At 38.0% G+C, this 21790-nt stretch carries 25 protein-coding genes; 7 read left to right on the top strand and 18 right to left on the bottom strand.

Annotated features, from left to right (window positions below):
- Positions 1 to 381, top strand: a 381-nt coding sequence (locus C9J34_RS22070) for a hypothetical protein (protein ID WP_193769051.1), incomplete at its 5' end; no start/stop codon positions are given.
- Positions 382 to 639: 258 nt separating this feature from the next.
- Here C9J34_RS22070 and C9J34_RS16560 read toward each other — a convergent pair.
- The 3 genes from C9J34_RS16560 to C9J34_RS16550 form a co-directional block, all read right to left on the bottom strand.
- Positions 640 to 1137, bottom strand: coding sequence for a GNAT family N-acetyltransferase (locus C9J34_RS16560; RefSeq protein WP_107841288.1), 498 nt, complete (start codon positions 1135 to 1137; stop codon positions 640 to 642).
- On the bottom strand, positions 1134 to 2870 hold the full coding sequence (locus tag C9J34_RS16555) for a methyl-accepting chemotaxis protein (RefSeq protein ID WP_193769050.1): 1737 nt from the start codon (positions 2868 to 2870) through the stop codon (positions 1134 to 1136). Before C9J34_RS16555 ends, C9J34_RS16560 begins: the two co-directional genes overlap by 4 nt.
- 268 nt (positions 2871 to 3138) lie before the next feature.
- Entirely contained in the window at positions 3139 to 3510 is a 372-nt protein-coding gene (locus C9J34_RS16550) for an iron chaperone (protein ID WP_107841286.1), read from the bottom strand.
- A gap of 121 nt (positions 3511 to 3631) precedes the next feature.
- On the opposite strand from C9J34_RS16550, the gene C9J34_RS16545 reads away from it, so the two are divergent.
- Positions 3632 to 5050 (top strand): GGDEF domain-containing protein, encoded by a 1419-nt coding sequence (locus C9J34_RS16545; protein ID WP_107841285.1) that lies wholly within the window; start codon positions 3632 to 3634, stop codon positions 5048 to 5050.
- 45 nt (positions 5051 to 5095) lie between these two features.
- Here C9J34_RS16545 and C9J34_RS16540 read toward each other — a convergent pair whose 3' ends face one another.
- Complete coding sequence (locus tag C9J34_RS16540; RefSeq protein ID WP_107841284.1) at positions 5096 to 5500, bottom strand: GNAT family N-acetyltransferase; 405 nt, start codon at positions 5498 to 5500, stop codon at positions 5096 to 5098.
- Positions 5501 to 5594: 94 nt separating this feature from the next.
- On the opposite strand from C9J34_RS16540, the gene C9J34_RS16535 reads away from it, so the two are divergent.
- Positions 5595 to 6818, top strand: coding sequence for a DUF6138 family protein (locus C9J34_RS16535; RefSeq protein ID WP_107841283.1), 1224 nt, complete (start codon positions 5595 to 5597; stop codon positions 6816 to 6818).
- Between the two features lie 165 nt (positions 6819 to 6983).
- Here C9J34_RS16535 and C9J34_RS16530 read toward each other — a convergent pair whose 3' ends face one another.
- Both C9J34_RS16530 and C9J34_RS16525 read right to left on the bottom strand, forming a co-directional pair.
- Positions 6984 to 7610: a zf-HC2 domain-containing protein gene (locus C9J34_RS16530; protein ID WP_107841282.1), complete on the bottom strand. Its 627-nt coding sequence runs from the start codon at positions 7608 to 7610 to the stop codon at positions 6984 to 6986.
- Positions 7600 to 8103 carry an RNA polymerase sigma factor gene (locus C9J34_RS16525; protein ID WP_107841281.1) on the bottom strand — a complete coding sequence of 168 codons (504 nt, stop codon included), beginning with the start codon at positions 8101 to 8103 and terminating at the stop codon, positions 7600 to 7602. Before C9J34_RS16525 ends, C9J34_RS16530 begins: the two co-directional genes overlap by 11 nt.
- Positions 8104 to 8268: 165 nt before the next feature.
- Here C9J34_RS16525 and C9J34_RS16520 point away from each other — a divergent pair, with 165 nt between their 5' ends.
- Positions 8269 to 9522, top strand: coding sequence for a helix-turn-helix domain-containing protein (locus tag C9J34_RS16520; protein ID WP_107841280.1), 1254 nt, complete (start codon positions 8269 to 8271; stop codon positions 9520 to 9522).
- 4 nt (positions 9523 to 9526) lie between these two features.
- Positions 9527 to 10726 carry an MFS transporter gene (locus tag C9J34_RS16515; RefSeq protein WP_107841279.1) on the top strand — a complete coding sequence of 400 codons (1200 nt, stop codon included), beginning with the start codon at positions 9527 to 9529 and terminating at the stop codon, positions 10724 to 10726.
- A 98-nt stretch (positions 10727 to 10824) separates the two neighbouring features.
- On the opposite strand, the gene C9J34_RS16510 is transcribed toward C9J34_RS16515, so the two are convergent.
- From C9J34_RS16510 to C9J34_RS16480, 7 genes are all read right to left on the bottom strand, one after another.
- Entirely contained in the window at positions 10825 to 11364 is a 540-nt protein-coding gene (locus tag C9J34_RS16510; protein ID WP_107841278.1) for a GNAT family N-acetyltransferase, read from the bottom strand.
- Between the two features lie 131 nt (positions 11365 to 11495).
- Complete coding sequence (locus C9J34_RS16505; RefSeq protein ID WP_107841277.1) at positions 11496 to 12020, bottom strand: GNAT family N-acetyltransferase; 525 nt, start codon at positions 12018 to 12020, stop codon at positions 11496 to 11498.
- Between the two features lie 68 nt (positions 12021 to 12088).
- The gene (locus tag C9J34_RS16500; protein WP_107841276.1) at positions 12089 to 12295 is read right to left on the bottom strand and encodes a hypothetical protein; all 207 of its coding nucleotides are present in this window, start codon (positions 12293 to 12295) and stop codon (positions 12089 to 12091) included.
- A 15-nt stretch (positions 12296 to 12310) separates the two neighbouring features.
- Positions 12311 to 13000, bottom strand: coding sequence for an MBL fold metallo-hydrolase (locus C9J34_RS16495; RefSeq protein WP_107841275.1), 690 nt, complete (start codon positions 12998 to 13000; stop codon positions 12311 to 12313).
- The gene (locus tag C9J34_RS16490; RefSeq protein ID WP_107841274.1) at positions 12997 to 13536 is read right to left on the bottom strand and encodes a GrpB family protein; all 540 of its coding nucleotides are present in this window, start codon (positions 13534 to 13536) and stop codon (positions 12997 to 12999) included. The genes C9J34_RS16495 and C9J34_RS16490 overlap by 4 nt, the downstream gene beginning before the upstream one ends.
- Before the next feature lie 86 nt (positions 13537 to 13622).
- Positions 13623 to 14369, bottom strand: a complete 747-nt coding sequence (locus tag C9J34_RS16485; RefSeq protein ID WP_107841273.1) for a hypothetical protein — start codon at positions 14367 to 14369, stop codon at positions 13623 to 13625.
- A 15-nt stretch (positions 14370 to 14384) separates the two neighbouring features.
- On the bottom strand, positions 14385 to 15224 hold the full coding sequence (locus tag C9J34_RS16480) for a pyridoxamine kinase (protein WP_107841272.1): 840 nt from the start codon (positions 15222 to 15224) through the stop codon (positions 14385 to 14387).
- Positions 15225 to 15389: 165 nt separating this feature from the next.
- On the opposite strand from C9J34_RS16480, the gene C9J34_RS16475 reads away from it, so the two are divergent.
- Positions 15390 to 15971, top strand: coding sequence for an ECF transporter S component (locus C9J34_RS16475; protein WP_107841271.1), 582 nt, complete (start codon positions 15390 to 15392; stop codon positions 15969 to 15971).
- A 226-nt stretch (positions 15972 to 16197) separates the two neighbouring features.
- Here C9J34_RS16475 and C9J34_RS16465 read toward each other — a convergent pair whose 3' ends face one another.
- The gene (locus tag C9J34_RS16465; RefSeq protein WP_107841270.1) at positions 16198 to 17391 is read right to left on the bottom strand and encodes a M20 metallopeptidase family protein; all 1194 of its coding nucleotides are present in this window, start codon (positions 17389 to 17391) and stop codon (positions 16198 to 16200) included.
- A 13-nt stretch (positions 17392 to 17404) separates the two neighbouring features.
- Positions 17405 to 18934 carry an AbgT family transporter gene (locus tag C9J34_RS16460; protein WP_107841269.1) on the bottom strand — a complete coding sequence of 510 codons (1530 nt, stop codon included), beginning with the start codon at positions 18932 to 18934 and terminating at the stop codon, positions 17405 to 17407.
- Positions 18935 to 19085: 151 nt separating this feature from the next.
- On the opposite strand from C9J34_RS16460, the gene C9J34_RS16455 reads away from it, so the two are divergent.
- Positions 19086 to 20384, top strand: coding sequence for a hypothetical protein (locus C9J34_RS16455; protein ID WP_107841268.1), 1299 nt, complete (start codon positions 19086 to 19088; stop codon positions 20382 to 20384).
- 52 nt (positions 20385 to 20436) lie between these two features.
- Here C9J34_RS16455 and C9J34_RS16450 read toward each other — a convergent pair whose 3' ends face one another.
- The 3 genes from C9J34_RS16450 to C9J34_RS16440 form a co-directional block, all read right to left on the bottom strand.
- Positions 20437 to 21093, bottom strand: coding sequence for an HAD hydrolase-like protein (locus C9J34_RS16450; protein ID WP_107841267.1), 657 nt, complete (start codon positions 21091 to 21093; stop codon positions 20437 to 20439).
- A complete protein-coding gene (locus tag C9J34_RS16445; protein WP_420799136.1) occupies positions 21090 to 21308 on the bottom strand; it encodes an anti sigma factor C-terminal domain-containing protein in 219 nt (72 codons plus the stop codon). The genes C9J34_RS16450 and C9J34_RS16445 overlap by 4 nt, the downstream gene beginning before the upstream one ends.
- Positions 21309 to 21455: 147 nt before the next feature.
- The gene (locus C9J34_RS16440) at positions 21456 to 21677 is read right to left on the bottom strand and encodes an alcohol dehydrogenase catalytic domain-containing protein (protein WP_107841265.1); all 222 of its coding nucleotides are present in this window, start codon (positions 21675 to 21677) and stop codon (positions 21456 to 21458) included.
- Between the last annotated feature and the right edge of the window lie 113 nt (positions 21678 to 21790).

The raw sequence follows: 21790 nt of genomic DNA, 5'->3' as shown, positions 1-21790 counted from the left end.
GGTAATAACATAAGCTTTGAAAATATCCCCTTCGATTTATATGCACAATTAAATGATCAGTTAATTTATGATGAGATATGTTCCTTACAACATACATCAAATAAAATATTGTCTTATTATTGCCGTACATACCTAGAACCCGCTGATAATTTAGGATGGGTTGATTTATTCGAAGAACATGGATATGAAAAGAAGATAGAACTCCTAAACACTCATAAAATAGTAGATATAAAAATTAGAAATAACAAATATTCAAAGTACAATGGAGGGCTAACTATCATCAAAAATAATACACTCTATAACCTGATTGAAGTTTCTAAGAAAATAAATGAATTAAATTCAACTACTTCTTCTACATGTATTTTTTATACCAAGCAATAGAGAGTGCCTAAATCACTTTTGGATAATGAAAAAGCTAGTGGACTTCTTCATTGAAAAAAGGCGTTGAAGCCGAGTTTTTTTTGGATATTATAGTTCAAAAGTAACAATCCGCTCATAAGGTAGTTACATTCGCACGCAAGATACCTATGTTCGCACGTTAAACATTGTATTTCGCACATAAGGCAAGTAAATTCGCTCAACCAAACTTAAAAGAGCGGATGTCTGAAAAGTGATACTTTTCCAGACACTCGCTCTTTTTTAAAGTAATTTCGCCATATAATACTCGTCCTCATATTGTCCATCGATATATAAAGAATGCTTTTTTACACCTTCAACTTCAAAGCCCATCTTTTTATACAACTGAACAGCTACCGTATTTTTCACTAATACCGTTAATTCAAGCCGATGCAGGCCTACTTCCTTCGCCCAGTGCGTAGCAAAATTAAATAGGGCTTTTCCTACTCCTTTTCCTCGACTATCGCTATGGACGCCAATAACTAAATAGGCTCGATGTGCGATACGCTGTGGGACATCATCCTGAACGACCATATAACCTAAAATAGTCGAGTCTTCTTGCGCTACAAGGAAAGCTGACTTTTGCTGACGATTCATATTGTCAATTCTTTTTGCCATTCCTTCTGCATTCACTTGACGTTCTCCAGGGGAGAAGAGCATAAATCCTGATTCCTCAGCATTTGCTATCACCTTCACTATTTGCTCTGCGTCGCATGCGGTTGCTTTACGAATTTCTATCATGATTCTACCTTAAACCTCTCAATCAATTGATTTAGTTCAGTTGCAATTTTTGCAAGGTTCTCAGAATTATAGACAATGTCTGCCATTGAGGTTGTTGATTTTTGCACAAGGTGCGATGTATCTTCAATTCCTGCTTGTGCTTCCTCCGTCACAGCCGCTACATTACCAATCGCGTTATGCACGCTGCCACTCTGCTTCGAGATGCTTTGTAAATCTGTAGCGATTCCTTGTATATGCTGCTGCATTTGCTCCACAGCACTATGAATATTCGTAAAGGTCGTGCCCGTTTCTTTCAAAATAACCGTTCCTTTACTCGCTTGCTCATAGCCTAGCTCTAGCACTTTCACAACCTCGCTTGATTGTGCTTGAATACCGTCGACAATGCCCACAATGCTCCCTACAGATTTTTTCACTTCCTCTGCCAATTTACGCACCTCATCCGCCACAATAGCAAAGCCCTTTCCATGCTCACCAGCACGTGCTGCTTCAATCGCCGCGTTTAAAGCAAGTAGATTCGTTTGCTCTGCAATCCCCTCAATTACATGCACTAAGCTTGAAATATCTTTCGTATGATGATCAAGTGTCTGCACTTGCTCAACAGATTCCTGCATACCTTGATATAAAGTGGAAATATATTGTTCTGTCTCTGTAATCTGCTTAAAGCCTTCATTTGTTAACAGCAAGACACTTGCTGATTCTGTGCTCAAAGCATTTCCTTTATCATTTGTTTGTTCAATTTGCTTTGCGAAATCTTCCATTGTTTCTACTATTTTTACCGTTGCAACAGCCTGCTCCTCAGCACCTGATGCTAACTCTCCCATTGTTTTCTCAACAATTTCGTTACTTTGCTTAATCTCCTCCGTACTACTTAATTGTTCATTTGACATTCGGACGAGTGTAGAAGAATGTTGAGAGATGCCCTGTATTACTTGCTTTAAGTTATCAGTCATCTTCTGAAATGCGACTGTCACTTTTCCTATTTCATCTGACCGATTTGTTGAAAAGTTTGTCGATAAATCCCCTTCTCCCACCTTATGTACTTGACTTGCAAGACCTTGTAAAGGCGATATAAAATAGCGACTTAAAATATAGACAGCTACTACACTTATCAGTAACGCGCCTACTATTAATAGAATTAAGTTTCTTTTCTGTTGTGCCATCTTTACATAAATAGCAGTAGCATCTAGGTCCGCACCCATCACACCGATGACTTCACCTGATTTTGATATCATTGGAACGTAGGAAGTAAGAATAGACCCATATTTCCCTTCATTTGTCATTTCAATCTGAATCTCACCTGTAGTAAATGCCTTTTCTATGCCCATCAGTACATCGCTATTATCTTCTATCTCTCCTAATAACGATTCATTCTCATCTCCTATTGGTAACCCATCTACCATATAAAAATAATCATAGCCACTCTCTGTTTGCTTACGCTCCATCGTATAAAGATAAAGTAGCCCTGTAGATTGACGATGCGCATTGAGTTGCTCACGCAGCGCATTATAATAAGTGGAATCTGGCTCTGTAACCCCTAGCTGGATTTCCTCTTCATACTTCTCAATGTCTATTTGCATGACAGACTGTTCAGCGATTGTTCTCGCAACCTCATTTAACGACTGCTCAATTAGTTGGATGGACGAACGATAAGTTGTCCACGCAATCACTACAGCTAAAACTAACACGATAGTAGAAAAATAAAGCGTCATCTTTTTTTGAATACTACCTCGCATAACTGACCCCCATCCCCTCATCAGATTGAATATTCCATAAATTATAAAAACAATAATTCCTTACTAACTAGCCTATCATTTATCAGTTTTTATGACTAGCTTTTTATAAGCCTTTTAGCATAGAGGAAGGCTGTTTGAAAAGTGAATTACCTCTTCAAACAGCCTCATGATGTGTGCTTATCACTATGCTTTTGACAAAATAAATAGTTGCTCCTGAGGTTACTCGTCATAGAGATGTGTTCCGAAATAGCTTTTCTAACACGCCCAATTATGTTCGCCAAAACGTAGCACAATCCGCCTTATCTGCAATATTGTAATCAATAATTTTTTCTAGCAGCTCATAATCTACAGGCTGCTCCCACTTGATACGCCATAAATTATCCGTATGTGTATAACCTGATTTTTTAATAGCATCTGAAAATTGAACAATTCCCTCTTTTTCAGGACTAATTGCCATATGCTGCTTTGCGATACTAAAGCCGATAATAAATGTATCATGGTCTGTAAACATCGGCTGATTCCAAGCAATTTTTGTTCCTAAGTTCGGAAATGTCGTTGCTACCCATGTTAATACTTCCTCAACTCGTTCACGTTGCTGTTCGTTTTCAATTTTTGCTAAGTAATCCGCAAAAGCTTCCATCTTTTCTTCCTCCTTTGAAAGAGCTTCTCTAGATTATTTTAACAATATTCATACTAAAAATACATTCCACCGATTTGTTTTACAGTATAATATAGGAAATATAATTTACGTAGGTGATAAGATGTCTTTGGAAACTAGTGCTATTTCCTCAACAATACAGTCTGCTTTTAATGATAAAAAATATAAAGATGTGCTGGAACAAGTCAATGTAGCAATCGATTTAGCAAAATCACATAATGAGCGATTTATTGTAGCCAAACTGTACGATATTAAAATAAATAGTTATATGTTTATCGGTTTACCAGCTCGTGCCCATGAAACCTTGACTGAATTTCATTCATTTATCGAACAATATGGAACCGTAGAAAGTGCTATTTGGTTTCATTTATGTGCGGTCAATTTGTGGGAGAGTGGTTCCTCTGCGATTGATGGTATTGTTTATCGCCATGTAAAAAAAGCATTGGCATACGGGACGCAAACAACAGATCCAAATTTAAAACGCCGCGTGTATGGTACGATGTCTAGTTATTTAATGAACATCGGTGAGTATGAGCGTTCATGCGACTATTTAGAATTAGCATTTTTCTATGCACAATTAACAGTTGAGCAAAAACAGGCAAAGGAATCTCTGATATATAGCATGATGGTGGATTTAGTGTATTTAAATACGGTACTAGAACGCTTTTCTATCGCCGAAAACATTAATAATGTCGTTTATCAACACATGGACGATATGTCTAGCTATCAAAAAGGAATCATACTTCAAAACTGTGGCTACTTGTTTATGCAACAAGGGAATTACGAGCGAGCAATTGAAGAATTTCAACAACTAGCACTGTATACAGATACGTTCAAAGATACTTCATTGAAAGCAATTGCCTATCAATATATGTGTGAATGTATGGAAAAAATCAATCACCCTGACTTAATCAAAATGTTTAAAATGCAAGTAAAGGTTTTAAATGATTTGCTGGATGAGCGAGAGACAGAACACGCTTTAGAAGCCGAAATGAATATTCAGCGCAACCAAATTTTACATCAAACCTCTATGGATGCTTTAACTGATATTTATAACCGAAAATATTTTGAACTAGAAGCAGCTAAAATTTTGCAACATTTAGATAAGTCAGCTTATACATTACTTGCGATTATCGATTTAGATTATTTCAAGCAAATTAATGATACATATGGCCATTTAATTGGGGATGAGGCATTAAAAACGGTTGGCTCTCGGTTAAAAACATTCGCATTACAGAAAAAAGCGATTGTTGGACGCTATGGTGGCGATGAGTTTTTGCTCATTTGCTCTAATAAAAATCGAAGACGACTGGAGGGTTTTGCTGAAACATTACATAGAGATTTAAGCTTGCTTACTGTGGAAAATGATAGCAACATCATTCACTTAAGCTTCAGCATCGGCTTAACACTTACTAACAGGCTGGATTCTTTAAAACCTCTACTACATCAGGCAGATGAAGCATTGTATTCTGTGAAGAAAAATGGGCGTGGGCATTTTGCCTTTTATCATGGCAACACCTGAGATAGATTAATAAAAAAATGACACCATAATGGCGTCATTTTTTTATTATTTGCGTACGTAAGCCATGCCAATTGATTTTGGCGCTGTTTCCACAAAGTCAAATTTCTCATAAAGCTTGTGTGCTGGTACGTCTGCAATTAATGAAACAAAAGCTTGTACACTAATTTCCGTATCTAAATAATGCTTAATTTCTGTCATAATGGTTTTCCCAAGCCCTTTACCTTGCTCATCTGGGTGAACGGCGATATCCACGACAACATAGGCGGTACCTCCGTCTCCAATAACACGCCCCATCCCAATTAACTCGCCATCATCCTTACGAAGAATAACAGAAAAGCAGCTATTGTTTAAGCCCGTTTGCACATGCTCTGGATCACGAGGTCCCATGCCTGCTAGTTTGCGTAGCGTTAAAAACTCCTCGACAGTCGGTATCTCATGTAAAATTTGCATTACCTCACCTCCTAATCCATTATAGCACTGTGGCAAAAGACATATAGAAAATTCGGATAATTACCTTTACACTTATTGTAAAGGAGGCAATTTGATGAAAACAGAACAATTTCTAGAAAATGAAGCATCATGGCTACAGCTTGAACAAGAGCTTCTCACAAAGCAATATCAAATCAAGACAGATGACTATCCTGCTAAAATGATTACTCCTTCTTTTTCGCTTGATAGCATGACAATGTATGAGGTGCTTTGCCACTATCAACAGCTTGCATTACTCGATGCATTTCGCCAAGAGCTAGGCTTTGAGGAGCAGCGCTATTGTCTTTCTCGCTTTACCGACAACCACCAATCCTCTGCATACTTACCATTACTAAGCTATTATGTAGTGAATTTAAGAAAATACGGTGCAAGCTTTGAATATTTAACTGTTGATGAGCTGCTAGCAACAATTAAACAATTAGATATCGAAACTTATAACACGTTTATCACTGTCGGCTCTGGCACTTTGCCACAAGTTGAATCGGAGCTAGTTACTTGTAAAGCGAATGATGTACTTGCAACGATTGCGATTCACATTAAACAAGAAACAGAGGAAGCGTATCGTGAAGCAATGGCCTATTTAAATACTTTATTAGACAAGGATTTCCCGAAAAGCTATGGCATCTATTATGAAGGTGAAAGTGACCTCGTACTGCCGGTTGAGCATTTACCAATTACATCATCGCATCATTTTTTCGCAAAAGTATTGAGCTATCCTAGCTTGCACCCTAGCCTTGTCGAATATAGCTATAAAGCGATGGCGGAATATCATTTTTATCAGGATGTCGATGAGGAAGAAGCTGCAATGCCAAGTACATTTGCGGTTTTCGGTCTTGGTCTATACGATAAAAGCTATAGTAAGCTTATTATCGACTATATGTATGAATGCGATGGCGACCACTCGCAAATGCCAATATATTTTGCCAAAGCATATGTTGAAACATTTGGGCTAACGCCTGAAACATTGCCTGTCTTTGTCTGCACAGTAACGACTGTACAAGAAATACCATCCGATTCATTCTTTGAACAAGCGATGAACACAAATGAAAACTTGCAATGGTTTGAACAATTTATGACAACACCGTTTATAGAGCTTTGTCCTTTAATTCCTTCCGAGCAAAGTCAACATATTGAAGAATATAAAGATATGGTTGTAGCGGAAGTGTTATATACATGCTTTGGCATTATCCAGTTGAATGACTTTGAGAGTCCCCAGTTTATGCGTATACCAGAACCATATCGCACACGCTTTGCAGCGATTATTAAAGAGCTTATTTAGATTTTAGTAGGTCGAAAGTATTGATTCGCTCGTGAGAAGGTGGAATTCGCACGCAAGAATGGCAAATTCGCACGCAAGCATAGACATTTCGCACGTAAACATATGAAATTCGCACACAAGGTTCAAAACAAGCACAAGTTTTGAACCTTGCGCTTGTTGGATTGCTTATATAACATTGACCAAATAATCTCCAGGTGGTGCTTGTATTTCAAAGAAGTATTTTTTATTTCTTTCTAACATTTTTAATTTCATACTCGTACCACGCTTGATTTTTACATCATCTATGATGATTTGACCATGCTCATCCTTTATCCTTAGTCGAATATCACCGTCACTATTCGCCCCATTAACAACCTCTCTCTTCGAAAAGATGCTATCCAAAATAACATATTCCTGTGGTTCATCTGTAAAAAGAGAAAAGCTCACTTGCTCCCACTCATCTTCATCTGAAACAATCACGGCTCTTCCCCACTGATTCGGTGAAAAGAAATCATTTACAACCCCAACTTCTTGATAAACCATATTGCCAATTACCATCACCATAAATGTAATTGCTACTGCTGATATAATATTAAAATAGTGCCGTCTATTAATTTTCTTAAAGGGAGAAATTGCTCTTTTTACTTCCTCTGGTAATGGCTGAGCATAAGGAATTTCTTGTTGTAGCAGTGCCAAGCTCGATTGACATCCCACACATACAGCAATATGCTCCTCCACCGCCTTACATGTATCATCGCTACAAACCCTGTCTACATACGATGGCAGCAAATCTCTGATAATATTACAATTCATCTCGCTCACCTTCCATTCTTTCTGCTAATTTTAGTTTTGCACGATAATAAATAACTCTCGCCCAATTCTCACTTTTATTACATATTTCTCCGATTTCCTTAAAGCTTAAATCAATGGATGTCCTTAACAGAAATACTTCTTTATAAGGCTCTGGCAATAAGTGAATTTCCTTATGTATCGAAATGAGCGTTGCACGATTTGTTATTTCACTATGTGGTATGCTGCTAGAACTCTCTATTTTTTGCATATAATCGATACTGACGTCATTTCTTCGCCTTTCTTTTTTCAAAAAATCATAATACGTATGCTTAGCAATTTGACATAACCAGACCGATATTTTGCATTGACCATTATAGCGATGAATCGATTTTGCCGCCTGATAAAATGTTTCCTGAGTTAGCTCCTCTGCTAAATCGACATTTGCTGTAAGTGAAATAAGAAATGCCTTCACTCCATCCGCATGTACCCTATATATTTCATCTAAGTCCTCCACTCGTTCCCCTCCCTTCGCCATACTTATATATAGATTTCAAATTGATTTCGTTACAATATTTGTGTAAGTTCCTGCAAATTTACTAATTGATGTTGCCTAAACCTTACACACATACACAATAAATCCCACTTTCCTTTTGATACAATGAAATACAGGAGGTGTGATATGAAAAACTGGGGACGTTTAATCAAGTATCATCGCCAACAGCAAGGCTTAAAGCAAGATGACGTTGCTGTTGGCATTTGCACAACATCTTATTTAAGTCGAATCGAAAACGGCATGGTCATTGCGGAAACTACCGTATATGAACTGCTATTTGCACAACTTGGCATCGGTTTCACAGAGGAAAAAGAGCAGTTAGCCACAAAATTGGCGTTGCTTGAAGTACTGTACGCAAAGCTACTATCGAATGTCGAGCTAACAGTCAATGAAGTGGAGCAATTGCGGGATTTTCAGCTCTCCATATTTCATCATGAAATCGACATCATGGCAAAGCTTGTTTATAGCCGTTATTTATTAGCACAGGATCATTTACAAGACGCACAACAGCTATTATTAGAAATTGAGCCCGTTATTACATGGCAACACGACCGTGTGACACAGCTATATATTAGCATTACAACATATGCGCATCTATCTGCATTAGAATTTTACGACATTGTTGCAAAAGAAGAGCAACAGCAATTGAGTCATTATATGGTAACAACAAGCCGCTTTGAACAGGCAAACTATTTTTATCATTTAGCTTTTGCACATCATCGAGCTTATTCATTTCAGCAAGCTCTTTATTATATTAAAAAAGCAACAAAAACCTTTTCCCATCAATATAAACCACTTTTCCAGTTAAAGCTCTATTCCATGGCTGGCGTTATTTACAATAGCCTTTATCGCTTTCCCGAGGCGATGATGGAATATACAGCAGGGGAAGATTTATTGAAAAATGTTGAATCTATTCAAACATCACTACAATTTAATTCACTCTATAACAATATAGCGTTTTGCTATGAATGTCAGCATGACTTCGTTCAAGCACAATACTATTATGAAAAGGCTGTTTCACATATGGAGGATTTACATACGGTTATTAATTGGATGCGCACATGTTATCGTGCTGAAAAAATGGAAAAGCTACAAACACTTTTTGAAAAATATCCGCAAGAGCTTTTTACAGTGGGTCATCATCTATATCAATGGCAATTGCTTCATTATGCAAGCTCCCAACAGATGGGGCTTGCTATATTAAAAAATATAGAGGCAGGAGCATTCGCTCATTTTGAGGAAAATAGGCATTATGAATTAATCCTTTATTATGCACCACTATGGGGGGCTTTTTATGAGGAGCTACATGCATATAAACAGGCCAATACTTGCTATAAACGTGCATTTCATGCGAGCGAACAAGTACGACGATTGATATGAGGTGTTGGAAATAAATAAAAATTATCTTTTATTGTTAGGTGGATTAGGGCTTTCACATTTAGGCAATTGGATTTATTTAATTGCACTTAATCTAGCTGTTTGGCATCTAACACATTCACCAGCAGCTGTTGCAGGCATCTATATGATTGGACCGGCAGCACGTATTATTAGCAGTTTGTTTGCTGGCTCTTTTATCGATCGCCATAATAAAAAAACAATGATGATTTGGAGCGATGTTATAAGGGGTGGCATCGTTTGCATAATGCCTTTGTTAACGTCTATTTGGTTGATTTATTGTTTGATTTTTTTAGCCAATATTGCGGCTAGCTTTTTTGGACCAAGCAGCACTTATGCGATTACAAAGCTTGTTGCAGAGGATGAGCGACAACGTTTTAATGCGATTTATAGCACATTAAATTCAGGCTCCTTTATGATTGGTCCCGCGCTTGCAGGTATTATTATTACTATGAGTAATACAAGCATCGCCATGTGGGTAAATGGGGTAACTTTTTTCGCTTGCGCCATAGCTATTTCCTTTTTACCTGCACTAGAAAGTGATGGAAGTACATCTGCTCAGCGTGTCACCTTACAGCTAATCCAAGCTGATTTTAAGGAAGTGTGGAGGTTTATCACACAACAACCAAAGCTGTTTATATTTTTTGCCTTGTATACTAGCACGTTAATGATTGCCTTTTCACTCGATTCACAGGAGATGAGTTTCTTAAAAGATATACTCTTAGTGGAAGATTCAACCTATGGGCTTATGGTAAGTACAGCAGGCGTTGGGGCAATTATTGGTGGACTATGTGCAGCAGCTTTCGTCAAAAAAATTTCCTTACGTACCTATATCGGTGCAGGCTTTGCATTAACAATGGGGAGCTATTTATTATTTTATACTGCAAGCACCATATCACTGGCAACCTTTAGCTTTGTAGCACTCGGCTTTTTCATGGCTTTTAGCAACACAGGCTATGCCACTATGTATCAAAAAGTGATTCCTCCAGAATTGATGGGGCGATTTGGCAGCTCATTAAATTTAGTACAGAGTCTTTTACAAATAAGCTTTACATTCATTTTAGGCTTAATGGCAGAGTGGTTTTCCCTGCAACTTGTCACGATTGTTTTTGCTGTCGTTGCTTTTTTATCAGCAATCTATTTATGGGTCTTCATCGTGCGCCATGTAAAGCAATTATCTTTGTTATAACATATTTACCCACAAGGATATCTGTATCTTTGCATGATTTATTTGCAACTTAATACACGATAAAAAACTGTAGGAAAATTCCTACAGTTTTTGTATTTTCAAATCTGTGCTGACTCCCACTCCTCACGTAAAATGCCCATGCGAATAGAGTCATAATAATGCCCGTCATAATAGCGCACTTTGCGAATTCTCGCTTCCATTTGCATGTTTAATTTTTCGCCAACACGTATCATTCGTTCATTGCCTGACCATGTAGTAAAGCCAACACGCACTAATGGCATCGTATTAAATAAATGATGAACCCATAGCTTTAATGCACGAGTACCCAAACCTTTGCCCCATGAGCCATTTTCGTGAAAGACGATACCAACCTCCAGCCATTGCGACGGCTCATGCTCCCAATAATATGACACAATACCGCGTACAACGTCTGCTACTTCAATCACCCAAAAATCAGCCTGACAAATCCATTTTTGCCCGATTGGCAAAAACTCTTCAAATGTTTTAGAATGATGTGGATAATAAGGTGCATCCCATTTTTTCCATTCAGGTTGCTCATCCTTATAGATTAGCTCCCATAAACGCTGTAAATCTTTTTCTTCCACTGCTCGAATGATTAATTCATTATCTTGATACATAATAGACCTCTTTTCAATGAAATATTGCCCATGTGATTGAAAAGAGCAATTCGATTTACTCACCAATCACCTTATGTACGTTTTTCATTGCAATCAGCCCCTTTACTTTTATTGTCAATCATTATAGCATATTAGTACGAAATATCATTGATTTTAGTAGGTGTCACAGTCGAGACTTTCCAGTCATCATAAATTGCTCCATATAGCACCGTGTCCGAAATTGTACCATCGCTGTTTTCCCATGCATTACGCAAATAGCCTTCCTTAACAAAACCCGCTTTCGTAAAGCATTTGCGCATCGCAAAATTATCTGCTCTTGTATAACCTTCGATACGAATTTTATTTTTCTCTCCAAACAAGTAATCCTGCATCCATTTTAATGCTTGCACACCAATGCCTTTCCCACGCGTAGATGTGGCTAAACGAATATCAAATAACGGAATCGTATCGCCAATATCATTAATAATAAGTATGCCAACCTTCATCCCATCTTCGATAATCCAAAATGTTTCTCGGTCATCGGCATAATAGCCTTTTTCCACCGCTGTTCTCACTGCATTCGCATCTACATTTGCATCAGAATGATAAGGCCATTCGTTTTCAGTTAATAACTGTACTAAATCGTCTGCTTCAGCATTGAATAAAGCTAATTCCATTTACTCTTCCCCTTGTCTATACACCATAACTTTTAAATTTGCCCACTCTTTATACAATGTCTCTTTTGTTAGTAGCTTACATATTCATAGCTATTCACATAATCCGGTTGCTGGTAAACGGAATGCTCAAAAAACTCATCCTTCGGCATAACAAACACAGATGACAAATCTAGCTTTCTCTCTAAATCGTCTGCCGATAAGAAAAACAAATCTTTCTGTGGTACATAGCTCTTAATCCAAGATGCTACGATATCTGTTGTCGGTTTAATTTTCATGTTTACTTCTCCTATCTAAGATAAAACAAGCTTCCCTCCATGGTAGCAATAATAAGTGTTAGCCTGTAAATCTAACACTTTCTGTAAAGACCGTTCAGCTTCCTTGATATCCAAACAAAATTGTGGATTAGCAATGGTCAATTTATGCTCCTCATTAACAGCAGCGTCACCTGTAATCACACTTTGTACACTTGGGAAATACAATGAAATATGACCAGAGGTATGTCCTGCCGTTGCGATTACTCTACAGGTGCCATTTAAAATGACCTCACCATCTCGTACCTGTTCATCAATAGGAATATGCTTTAAACTTTTTAATTGCCTGATAAACCACTCACCAAATTCACGTTCCTTGCCTACCATATTTTCAAGCATTGCCTCAGCCTGACCTAATCTTTCGGACTTCATAGCACCGCTAATATATTTAGCTTCCTCTTCACTCGCAATTAAATGAACCCATGGATACTTTTGTTTAAAGTCATAAAGAGAACCTATATGGTCATCATCATAGTGAGTAATAATAATATTTTTTAAGTTTGCTAATTCATATCCATGCGCCACTATGGCCTCTTCAATTAACGGTAAAAACTGTGCATATCCTGTATCCACTAAAGTTAGCTCATGATTCAACACGATTAAACTAGGATAAATGCAATTTCTTTGTCCATTAAACTCAAATTCAATTGCTAATTCTATTATTTTCATTTCCAATCATCCTTTTTCTTCGCTAAAACTGCCTTTACAAACTCCTCTTTATAATTTGTATACGCTCCAATGCCTTGCAAGCCCGTTTCAAAAAATGATAGCTTTAGCTGCTCATACTGTTTTTTGGCTGCATCATTTCTTCTTAAGTAATCTCTGAAAAATAATAGCTCCTGCCACTTTTGCCCTTTATATTGCACAAGATGAATGTAATGCGTCTTTATTTGAAATGTATTATCTGTAAATTTTGCACAGACAATTTCATTAGGTCGCTCTACGCGCAAGCGGTGAAAACCAGCTTGTAGCAAGCCTTTGAAAAAGGATTTTTCGAGACATCCTACATCCTCCACTCCTACTAAAAGATCAATAATTGGCTTTGCTCGCATTCCCTCAATAGATGTGCTGCCGATATGCTCAATTTGATTGCTTTGTAAATTCGTCACACGCAATAATTCATTCTTTGTTTTTGCAAACTCAGCCTGCCATGCTTGCTCATAAGGCACAAGCACAATTTCATCCTTTTTCAAACCAATATTCATTCCTTCTACCACCCTTCATCCCTTATCTTACAAGGCTAAAGAATTTTTCAAGAATATACCAGTCTGTTATTTCGCATCGATTTCTGCTATAATTTAGTTACACCAAAATACTCAGTCAATGGTACTTTTCTTCCTGCTTTATCCCACTCATGATATAGTGCAAAAACTTTATGAACATCTCCACCATGACAATCCTCGACAATATGTTTAATCGCCTTAGAGCTACGCCAATAATAAATCATAACAGCAGCTAAGCTCTCTGCCTCATAGCTCCCTTTGCCAAACTCATCCAAAGAATGCTGTCCATATTTTTCAGTAAACAGCTCAATCAATTCACCTTCAATTGCGACAAGCTCTTCATATTGCGCAGCCGATAATATTAGCTTTTGTGATAAGTATTCACACATACCTTCCTCAAACCAAATACTATTTTCACGTCCATCATCAAAATCATCGAGAAATAATTGAATATGATGTGTTAATTCATGCGCTAACACACAAAATACATGATCTAACGTTATTTCATTATAATATTTTTCGATACGCTCATTGCGCTGCCCTTCTAGTTGTGTAAGATGAAACGCACGCCAATCTTGTACACTTGGTGACATACAAATTCTTACCTCATTTGTAAAAGCAGGCACAGGGAGATTCGAAAAAATCGTTGTTGCATTTTCCTTTGATGCCCAGACAATAGCTTTTGGTAAATCATCTAAGCCAAACTCTTTCTCTAAAATTGTTTGATAAGCATTTAGTTTTTTATTCAATTGCTCAATATCAGCCGAATAGGCTTGTATCTCCTCAATGCTTTCAAATGCAAAAATATTTTTCATCCTAAACTGACTCCTTTAAATCAACATTTTCAAATACTTCTCAAAATGCACACCCGTATTGCGTGAAATTTGCTTTTCATATGTTTCGCTAATCGCCGCTGTTAAAAACTGCTCCGCTAATTGGATTGCTTCTGCTAGACTTTGCCCTCGTACAACACCGCCTATTACCGTCGCTGCAAACAAATCACCTGTACCAGAATAACCCGCACCGTTGAAAGGTTGTTGACTGAAAGCAGTCCTCCCATCTGCCACAAGTAAATTACCAATCACTTGCTCTGTTGTAGGTGGTACAATACCCGTCAGCACCACTTTCGCTTTTGTTTCTTCCGCTAGTAAATGCGCTGCTTCCTCCAATGCTTGTAAATAATCTACCGCCGTAGAATAGCTATGCAATTTCTCATATGATAATCCCGTTAACATGCAGCACTCCGTTATATTCGGCGTAATAATATTTGCACGCTTCACTAGTTCCTTCATCCGCTCTAGCAAACGTCCTGTAAACAATGGGTAGCCTTCACCTTGATCTCCCATTACAGGATCGACCAGCACAATCGTTTCCTTCTTTTGAAACGTATCCAAAAAATCAAAAATATGCCCGATTTGCTCCTCGCCCATCACAAAGCCCGTTAAAATACCTTCAAAGCTTTCGCCCATTTTGTACCATTCCTCTGTAAAATGGCTCATTTTCGATGTTAAATCCTCACAAAAAAAGCTTGGAAACTCTGTTTGTGCCGTCAAAATTGCTGTTGGCAACGGACATGCTTGCACACCCATTACTGACAACACTGGCAGGGCCGCAGTCAATGAGCACTTCCCAAATGAGGACATATCTTGTATCACCGCTACTTTTTTCATTTCTATCACCCACAATCTAATTCTATTATGTTCATCTTAACATGGGAGACAATTGTTTTCACAACAAAACTGACCACTATATTTTTTTAAAAATTGATACTTTTATAGCAATCAGACATCTGCTAAAGTAAATGAATAATTCATATCATATAAAGGAGAATGACGATGCAACAAATTCAAAAAACGCAAAATAAAACACCTGATTTAGTGCTCACTCAAAGCATTCAAAAACCACAAAATAAAACATTTGATTTAGTGCTTACAGCTATTTTAATTGCACTTGTTTTCATTGCAACATTTATCAATATTAAGCTGCCAATTATGGCGAAAGGTGGACTTGTACACTTAGGTACAGCGATGCTCTTCACGATTGCTATTTTATTCGGACCTAAAAAAGGAGCGATTGCAGGGGCTGTCGGCATGGGGCTATTTGATATTTTTGGTGGCTGGTTAATTTGGGCTCCAATTACAATTGTCGCGCGTTTTTTACAAGGCTTTATCGTTGGTAAAATTGCGTTTATGAACGGCCTCAAAGGTACAAGTATGGTAATGAATATTGCTGCTGCAGTTGCTTCTGTGCCTGTAATGCTTGCCGTTTACTATATCGGTGAAGTGATTTTATACAGTAACTGGATAGCGCCTTTAGCATCAATGCCTGGGGACTTACTACAAAATGCGATAGGTCTTGCCATTGCAATTCCACTTTGCGCTATACTGAAAAAAACACCTTATTTCAGAAATATGTAACATTTAGAAAATGGCTTAAGCTCTGAATTTAACAGTGCTCAAGCCATTTTCTTTTAATTACTATACAACCAACGAAGCGCTCGAATGAAGTGCGGGCTGAAGAAATATACATCATAGGTGCCTTCAGGATGTACTTCGAATAATAAATTGTCCTTATTTAGAAAGTGACTCCATACAAAAAGAGCTGCCAGAAATTCCTGACAGCCTCATAAAATCATAACCTATATTAATTGTTTTTCTCGAAATAGTCTAAAGTTGCTTGCCCTAATACATTGGCTGCAATACGTAACGCACGCTCATCAATATCGAATTTCGGATGGTGATGTGGGTATACTTCCTCCCACGCTGGGTTTTTTGCCCCTGTAAAGAAGAATGAACCTGGAATCTCTTCTAAGTAGTAAGCAAAATCCTCACCGCCCATATTCGGATCAACGATTTCAACAGCTTCCACATCTGCGACTTTTTCTGCAGACTCCATAACATGCTCTGTTTCCGCCTCATGATTCATTACTGGTGGATAGCCTCGTACATACTCATATTCATAGTTTGCCTTTGTTAAATAGCATGTTGCCTTTAACAACTCTTCAATTTCATGCTCTAATAAACCGCGCTCCTCCTCATGAAAAGTACGCACAGTCCCCTTCATATAGACTTGGTCAGCAATTACATTGAAAGGATTTAATGCTTCAATATGTCCAATCGATACAACCGCTGGACGTAACGGATTAACACGACGCGCAACAAGCTGCTGTAAATTTGTAATAAACTGTGCTACAAGGACAATGGAATCCTTCGTATCACTTGGATTTGAACCGTGACCGCCTTTACCTTTAATGGTAATATAAATACCATCTGCCGCAGCCATTAATGGGCCTTTCGCCGTTTGGATTTTTCCTAGCTCGGCTGGTGCCCATAAATGTGTGCCGAAAATAACATCCACACCTTCCAAGCAGCCATCCTTTATCATCGCAATCGCTCCACCTGGCGCAATCTCCTCAGCATGCTGATGGATAAATACAATTGTCCCTGCTAATTCTTCCTTCATTCGATTGAATGCTTTCGCTAAAATTAATAGTGAAGCTGTATGCCCATCATGCCCACAAGCATGCATTCGCCCTTTTACTTTTGATTGGAAAGGTAGACCCGTTTCCTCTGTAATGCCTAAAGCATCAAAGTCTGCACGTAACGCTACTGTTTTTCCCGGTTTACCTCCCACAAGCTTTGCGACAACACCATTACCACCGACACCTTCACGTACTTCATGACCAAGGGCACGATGAAATGCTGCAATTGTTTTTGGCGTTTCTACTTCCTCAAATGAAAGCTCAGGATTTTCATGAAAATGACGACGAAGCTGAATCATCTCTTCCTCGTATTCCTTTAATAGATTGGCTAACTGTTCTTGTTGTAAAGCTGTCATTGCTAACACTCCCTTATTTTAAGTAAATATAATCTCCAGGTCCAAGCGGTAAACCGAATAAGAACCAAATAGCAAATAGGATAATCCAACCGATTGCAAAGAACACAGAGAACGGTAATAAAGCTGAAATCAGTGTCCCAATACCGATATTTTTATCATAACGCTTTGCAAACGATAGTAAAATAGCAAAATACGGCAGCATCGGCGTAATTGGATTTGTAATCGAGTCCCCTACGCGATACGCCATTTGTGTAATCGCAGGAGTATAGCCTAAGTATAGGAACATTGGCACGAAAATCGGCGCAAGCAATGCCCATTTGGCAGAAGCACTTGCAATTAATAAGTTAACTAATGCACAAATTAATACAAACCCAATCATCATCGGTAAGCCTGTAAAGTTTAATGCCTGTAAAAGCTCCGCTCCTTTAATAGCTAATATCGAACCGATATTGCTCCAGTTAAAGAAGGCAATCATTTGTGAAGCAGCAAATGCTAATACAATAAACGGTGCCATATCAGCAATTGATTTAAAAATCTTCTCAGCAACTTCCTTATCATTTTTAACTTCCTTCGCTGCAATACCATAGGCAAGACCAGGTAATAGGAAGAAGAATAACATAATCGGCACAATGCCAGACATAAATGGTGAGTTTAAGAAGCCACCTGTTTCAGGGTCACGTAAAAGACCATTAGATGGAATGACCGTAATTGCAATGATAACAACATAAACTAGTGTTACGATACCCGCCCACTTTAAACCGCGCTTTTCTAAAGCTGTCAAAGGCTCTAGCTTTTCAATCTTCCCTTCGAATGCACCGAAGCGAGGCTCAGTAAACTTTTTCGCCACCCATGTACCAATACCTACTAATAAAAACGTTGAAGCGATTAAGAAATAGTAGTTCATTGTTGCACGACCAGCATATTCAGGGTCTGCAATATGTGCTGCTGACTCTGTAATTCCCAATAATAATACATCTAGTGAACTAATTAAAACATTGGCACTGAAACCTCCAGCTACCGCCGCATATGTAATAATTAAACCTGCTAGTGGATTTCGACCAATACTCATAAAAATCATCGCTGCAATTGGTGGCAAAATGATAAATGCTGCATCAGCGGCTAAATTACCAAGTAAACCTGTGAAAATGATAAATGGTACAATTAGCTTTGTAGGGGCTGACATAACAAGCTTTTTCATAACAGCCGCAATGAGTCCCGTTTGCTCAGCTAAACCAATACCAATCATTGTCACAATTACTAACCCTAAAGGAGCAAAGCCCGTAAACGTTGAAACCATCTGTGTTACGATTAATATAATTCCTTCTTGGCTTAGCAGATTTTTTACTTGAACCACATTGTCTGTACCCGGTTGGACTGCCGAAATACCTAGCATTGATAATATCCATGATAAAAGAAGTACTAAACCTGCTAGAATGATAAATAGCGTTATCGGGTCTGGTAACTTATTACCTGCACGCTCAATCCCATCTAGCATTTTGTCAATCCAAGATTTTTTTCTCATTGTTTCTGAATTTCTTTGCATAAATCTCATCTCCTTTTATACTTTATTAGACTTGTACTTTAAAAATTTAACGCTAGCATTTTAAGACATTTAAATTCTATGTCCTTTATACAAAGAAACCATATTTTCTGACTATTTGCAATATTTATTTTAAAATTAAGGAGATAAATGTATGTATAAAATCAATGTTTTTACTGCTAAACTTTCTCTCTCATGGGTACAGCAGCTTGAAAAAATTAAGCCTTCTTTTTGCGAATTTCATTATTATGCTTATACAGATTTTGAGGATTTATATGCGCTTTTAGAGCAGCATTTAGCTGTAGGAGATGGGGCACTTTTTAGTGGGCAGATTCCATATTTCTTTGCTCAAACACGCTTTCAAGAAGCAACTGTGCCAATGCTCTATTTTGATATTTCAGAGCGTGACTTTTATCGTGCGTTAACGGAGCTATTTTATGAGAAGAAAATTGCAATGGATCGTATCGCTATTGACTTTTGTTACGAGGAAAATGGCTATCTCGGCATCCATGAATGGTCGATAGGAAAAAAGCCTTATCTTTTTAGCCAAACGATGAACGAGTTTGCAAGTAAAGACATTATCGACAAAGCAGCTGATTGGCATATACAATTGCATACTGAAAATAAGGTAGATTTGAGCTTTACACGCGTTGCCGAAATGCGTGAGCGATTAGCAAGGCACAATATACCCTTTATCGCATTCTATCCATCACCCTATGCGATGCAATTAACGCTGGACAATCTAGTGAACCAATTACAGCTTCAACAGCTTAATCAAAATAAAGTTGTAGTTGTACATATTTTAATTCCAATAGACAAAGCCAATATCGATGAATTAGAGTATCGACAAATCGCCTTATATAAAGCAATTTTAGATTTCAAGCAGATGTATGCTAACTCTTTTATCGTACATCGTGAAGCTTCTTCTATTGCAATTATCACGACATATAAGCATTTTTTGACTACAACCAACAGTTATACACATTGCCATTTAGTTGATTTTTTAGATGATAAGCTATCGTTTCCTGTCAAAATTGGATGGGGGATTGGCAACTCTTTATTAGAGAGTCAGGAGTTTGCAAAAAAGGCGGCAACTCTTTGTTCCTCAAAGGAAACACAAGGTTATATTATTGAGAATGGACGAGAAATCGGCCCTTTGTTATATGGAATTTTGTTACAATTCGATGATGAAAAACAGCAACATTTAAAAAATTTAAGCGCTGCCTATGATATTCCTTTATTACAATTGCAAAAAATCGAAGTCATGCTGGAGAAGTTAACGACCACTATCGTCAGTGGAGAACTTCTAAGTACACATCTAGGGATTACTGTACGATCTGCAAATCGTATTTTAAAGCAGCTTCAAGAAAAAAGTTTAGCAGACGAATTACCAAACATTACGTCTGCCACTCGCGGACGTCCAAAAAAATATTATCAAATTAAATTATATTAGTAAGGAGCAGTCTGGAAAATTGCCTGCCAGACTGCTCTTGAAAATACTTGCTTTAAACCTTATTGCTCAAAACTAAGGGAAAAATATTATTAAAATCGTCCACAACGTAATCTGCTTGTGCTAGCTCACTTTCTTGTGCGAAGTCAAAACGAACACCTATAGACGTTAGTTGATTATGCCGCGCTGCATTGATATCGGAAGCACGATCTCCGACAACGTACCCTGCCTCTATATTATTTTGCTCTTTGACAAACTGCACTAACTCCGACTTATTCCCCGAAGCAATCAAATCAATGCTATAAACACCGTTAATAAATCGTTCCAACTGATATTGCTCCACAATCGCCTGCAAATAAGCCGTTTGCCCATTGCTTGCTATGTACAATGAGTGATGTTCGGATAGCTGTGCTAATGTTGCCTCTACCCCCTTATATAAAGCCCCTTTGTCTCGCTTAATTTGCACAATTAACGCCTCTTGAAATAGTTGATTACTAGTCACATGTTGCTCCATACTATGCTTTGGACATAGAGTTGCCCAAACGACAGGCAGTGGCACACCCATAATTTCGCGATATTTCTCAATAGGTGTAGCACCTGACCATTCACCATTTGCACGAAGTACATCAAAGGTAGCCTCTAGTGCAGGCTCTAAAATTAAATTTGTTTGAAATAATGTACCATCCATATCAAAAATAATTGCCGTTGTCATATTCTCTCCCCTTTATATAACCTATTCCATAGCGCTACATCACCGACCTGTACATCAATAAAATCGGCTTCTTCACGCAATTTCAGCAGCTCCTTTGTCGGTCCTGTAATAACGGCTCCGTAAACAAGGAAACCTTTCTCTTGTAGATAATTATAACGTTCCTCTAAGTAGCTAAGTTGCAAAAATCCTTCATAATAGTGGGTTCTTTTGCTAATAATGCTTCCATATTGTCCAATAGCCTTTGCTAATAATTGTGCGAACTTGGTTGCCTTGCGGGCGAATTTCGCTGTTTAACGGGCGGAAATGGACATCTTACGGGCGAATCCACCTATCTTGTGGGCGAATCGTTACTTTTGAACTAGCTATTGGCCAACCTCAACAACAACGCCAGCTAAATCCAAACCTAAACTCATAGGAAAATCCGCCTTCGCTTTGCCACCTTTGCGATTTTTGATATCTGCATAATTGATGCTAAAATTTTTGACTTGAATCAATACCTCTGAATCGCCAATAGCAGGCTTCTCCACTTCTATGTACTGTAATACTTCTGGTTCACCAAATTCATTGATAATAATTTTTTTCATAAGCACCCCACCTCTCCCTTTTTCCAATATTATACTTCATTTAGACAAATTCAGGGTGCTTTATCCCGTATTAACAGGCTGTAAGACCCCCACTTCAAAATAGTGAGTGGAAC

The sequence above is a fragment of the Metasolibacillus meyeri genome, from assembly GCF_003049505.1.
Lineage (GTDB): Bacteria > Bacillota > Bacilli > Bacillales_A > Planococcaceae > Metasolibacillus > Metasolibacillus meyeri.
Note: the sequence above shows the minus strand (reverse complement) of the source record. Positions and strands in the feature narration are given on the sequence as shown.